Source organism: Pseudoduganella sp. GW821-FHT12E03 (assembly GCF_058807115.1).
The window spans coordinates 1-4,312 of the sequence record NZ_JBXAQJ010000035.1; the positions used below are offsets into that span (position 1 = coordinate 1).

A 4,312-nucleotide genomic window follows, 5' to 3' on the forward strand; every position below is an offset into this window, starting at 1 on the left:
TTTCAAGCCGGCCAGCGACTTGGTGGTGATTGCCGCCACGTCTTCGGTGCCCAGTGCGGCCACGGAATCGGTGGACAGCGCCGCCAGTTGCTGCGACGTCAGGGCGGCCACTTGCGTATCGCTCAGCGACGATGCTTGCAGCGTATTCAGGGCGCCCACCACGGCGGTGCCCAGGGCGGCAATTTGCTGCGACGTCAGTTCGCTCAGTTGCGGGGTGGTCAGCGCCGAGATCTGCGTCGATTTCAGCGCCGCGATCAGGGTGGTCTTCAGTGCGCCGATCGCATCGGTGGCAATCGCGCCGATGGTGTCGGTGGTCAGCGACGAGAATTGTGCCGTGGTCAGGCCGGACAGCTGCAAGCTGTTCAGCACCGACAACTGGTTTGAATCCAGGCCGGTCGCCACTTGCTTGGTGGTCATGGCGGCGATCTGCAGCGACGTCAGCGCATCGATCTGGTCGGTCGAAATGCCGGCCAGTTGCAGGGTCGTCAGCGACGAAATCGCCGTGGTCTTGATGGCGGCCAAGTCATCTTCTTCCATCGCGCGGATTTGCGTGGAAGTCAGGCCAGCCAGTTGCGTGGTGCTCAGGGCGCCGACCTGCTGGGTGGTCAGCAATTCAACCTGGTTGGTGTTCAGGGCGCCGATCTGGCTCGACTTCAGGCCGGCCATCGCGGTGGTCGTCAGCGACTCAAGATGGTCGGTCGACAGGGCCGCGACGGAATCCGTGCTCAGCGCGCCAATCTGGGTCGATTTCAGGGCCGCCAGCTGGTAGGTGCTCAGCGCGCGGATATCCGCGGTATTGAAGCTGGTGCCCAGTTGCAGCGTGGTCAGTGCGCTGACCTGCGCGCTCGACAGCGCGCTGACGTGGTCCGACGTCAGCGAGTCGATCTGGTTGGTGCTCATGCCGGCAATCGCGGCGGACTTCAGCCCGGCCAGCGCGCCGGTGGCCAGCGCGACGATTTCATCGGTGGTCAGCGCGCGCGCCTGCAAGGTGCTCATGCCGACGATCTGATGGGACTCCAGCGCGGCAACCTGGTACGTGCTCAATCCCGTCGCAACCTGCGCGGTGGACAGGTAGCCAACCTGCGACGACGTCAGTGCAGTGATCTGGTCCGTCGTCAATACCGCCAGCTTGTCAGTGCCCAGCGCGGCTATATCAGCAGAATTGAGACCGGCAATCGTCGCCGTGTTCAGAGTCGAAATCTGCAGGGTGTTTAGTAATGAAATAATGCTAGCCACGTCCATTCTCCTTGTGAAAGACACCGCGCAGTACGGCGACGCTTCATTCTTTAAAAACGGCAAGACCCATGCCTTGCCGTTGCAGGGGCCCGTTCAGGCCCGGTCCCCTGCCCTTACTTGGCCGCCAGGATGCCGCCCTGGCCTGCGCTGCTGGACAATGCCTTCAGTCGCAGGTCGCTGTCCGTGGCCGCCAGGTCGGCAGCTCCGTTCAACTTGGTCGCGTCGAACTGGCTGATTGCCGCCGCCAGATTCGCCGCATTGCTGTTTACGCTGCCGCCTGCCTCCAGCGTCAGCGCACCGCTGGCAACCGGCGCCGCGCTACCGTCGAATGCCGCGATCGACTGCACCAGGCCACCCACATTGCCGCGCAGGTCCGCCGCACCCGGCGTCACGTTGCTGCCGGCGAACCAGACGTCGGCTGCCGCGTGGGTCTGGCCATCGGCGGTTTCGTAGGTGGACGTCATCCCCACGATATTGCCGTTGTTCAGCGACACATCGGACTTGCCGTTCAAGTTCACCTTGGCGATGCTCAGGTCCGCCAGCGATTTCAGTTCGCTTGCAGTGCTGACACCGTCGGCGTTGCCATCGACCCACACGCGCAGGTCGCCAAAGGCGGCATCCGCACTGGTGATGGCGCCGTCGCCGTTGCTGTCGAGTTCAGTCAGGGCTTCGTAACCGTTGCCAGCTTTCTGGCCGTTCGCCAAGGTGGTGCCGGAGCCGAACAGTTCGGTGCCATCGTCGATGGAACCATTGCCGTTGCGGTCCAGGGCCAGCAAGCCGTCGCCGCCGCCCACCCAGCCGGTGCCAACCTTGTTGCCGCCGCCCAGCATGTCGAACTGCACCGCGGCGCTGTACGACAGGGTTTCGATACCGTTGCCATTCAAGTCCAGCACGATTGGCGTGTACAGCACGGACTGGACCGCTGCCAGCTGGGCACTGCTCAAGCCGGCCACTTGCAGCGACGTGATCGCGCACACCTGCATGCTGTTCAGGGTCGCAATCTGGTTGGTGGTCAGGCCGCTAATCTGCGTCGAAGTCATGCTGCGGATCGCATTGGTTTTCAGTACCGCGATATCCGTGGTTTCAATCGTCGACAGTTGCAAGGTGTTCAGGCCGGCCAGCGAACTCAGCGCGGCGAACTGCGTGGTGGTCATGGCCACGATCTGGGTGGTCGCCAGGCCCACCACCTGGGTGGACGACAAGCCCGCCACCACACTGGTGGACAGCGCCGCCACATCGAGCACGTCCATCGCGCCCAGGGTCTGCGTGTTCACGCCGGCGAACTGCGCGCTGGTCAGTGCCGCCACCTGGTTGGTGCTCAGCGCATACATCTGGTCGGACGTCAGCGCCGCCACCTGGGTCGACTTCAGGCCCGGGATCGCGGTGGTCTTCAGGCCGGACAGTTCGGCGGTCGCCACCGCGGCCAGGGCATTAGTGCCCAGCGCGGCGATCTGCGTCGAGGACACGGCAGCCAGCTGGTCATCATCCAGGCCAGCCACCTGCACGCTGTTCAGCGCACCCATCGAGATCGTGCTCAGCGCAGCGATCTGGTTGGTGGCCAGCTGGGCGATGTGATCCGACGTCAGCACCGACAAGTGCTCGGTCTTCAGTGCGGCAATCACATTGGTCTTCAGGCCTGCGATATCCGCGGTTTCGATGGCCTTCACGGTGGACGTGGCCAGGGCCGCGAACTGCGCCGTGGTCAGTGCCCCCATTTGCGCCGAATTCAGCGCGGCCACGTGCTGCGAATTCAGGCCTGTGCCCACTTGCGCCGCCGTCAGGGCGCCGATCTGCAGCGAGGTCAGCGCATCGATCTGGTCGGTGGCAAGCGCCGCGATCTGCGTCGTGGTCAAGCCGCTGATGGCCGACGTTTTGATCGCGCCCAGGTCCGCCTCTTCCATCTTCGCCACCTGGTTCGTGGTCAGGCCGATCAACTGGGCCGAAGGCAGGGTCGAGATCTGGTTGGTGGTCATCCCCACGATCTGGTCGGACGTCAGGCCGCCAATCTGGTTCGACTTCAGGCCCGGCAGCATCGTGGTCTTGATCGCGGCAATGTCTTCGGTGCCGAAGGCGGCCAGCACGTTGGTGGCCAGCGCGGCCAGTTGCACCGAGCTCAGTACGCCGACTTGCGTGCTATCGAGCGCGAAGCCTTGCAGGGTGGTCAGTGCGCCCAGGGTGGAGCTGGACAAGGCGCCGATCTGCGAGGAATTCAACTGGGCGATTTGCGGCGTGGTCAAGCCCGCCACTTGCGACGATTTCAGCGCCGCGATCACCGTGGTTTTCAGGCTATCGATATCGGCGGTGGCGATCGCGCCAATCACCGCCGTGTTCAGCACACCAAATTGCGTGGTGGTGAGCGCGCCCAGCTGGCTGCTGTTAAAGACGGCAATCTGCACCGAATTCAGGCCGGCCGACACTTGCAAGGTGGTCAGTGCACCGATCTGCAGCGACGTCAGCGCATCGACTTGCACCGTTGCAATGGCCCCGATCTGGGTCGAGGTCAAGGCGGCAATCACATTGGTTTTGATCGCTTCCAGGTCGTCATCTTCCAGCGCGGCGACACCGGCCGTGGTCAAACCGACCAGTTGCGACGACGTCATGTTCGCCACCTGGTTGGTGGACAGGCCCACCACCTGGTCGGTGGTCAGGCCGGCAACCTGGTTCGATTTCAGGCCCGGCAGCGCCGTGGTCTTGATCGCGGCGATGTCTTCGGTGCCGAACGCGGCCAGCACGTTGGTGGCCAGCGCACCGAGTTGTACCGAGCTCAGCGCGGCAACTTGCGTGCTGCTCAAGCCGAAGCCTTGCAGGGTGGTCAGCGCGCCCAGCGACGAGCTGGACAGTGCGCCGATTTGCGCGGTCGACAGTTGCGCGATTTGCGGCGTGCTCAAGCCGGCGATTTGCGTCGATTTCAAGCCCGAAATCACGGTCGTGCTCAGGGTGTCGATATCGGCCGTGGCGATCGCGGCAATCACGTCGGTCGCCAGCACGCCGAACTGGGTGCTGGTGAAGCCGGACAGCTGCATGCTGGTCAGCGCGGCAACCTGCACCGAATTGACACCGGTCGACACTTGCAGCG

1 protein-coding gene and 1 pseudogene are annotated in these 4,312 nt (G+C 63.9%); both read right to left on the bottom strand.

What is annotated here, in order from left to right; all coding sequences use genetic code 11:
• Positions 1–1,236 (bottom strand): annotated as a pseudogene (locus AC1RRC_RS33145) (heme utilization protein); the annotation flags it as partial.
• Positions 1,237–1,349: 113 nt separating this feature from the next.
• Positions 1,350–4,312 (bottom strand): beta strand repeat-containing protein (locus tag AC1RRC_RS33150; protein WP_493060190.1); only part of this gene is annotated, 2,963 nt, incomplete at its 5' end.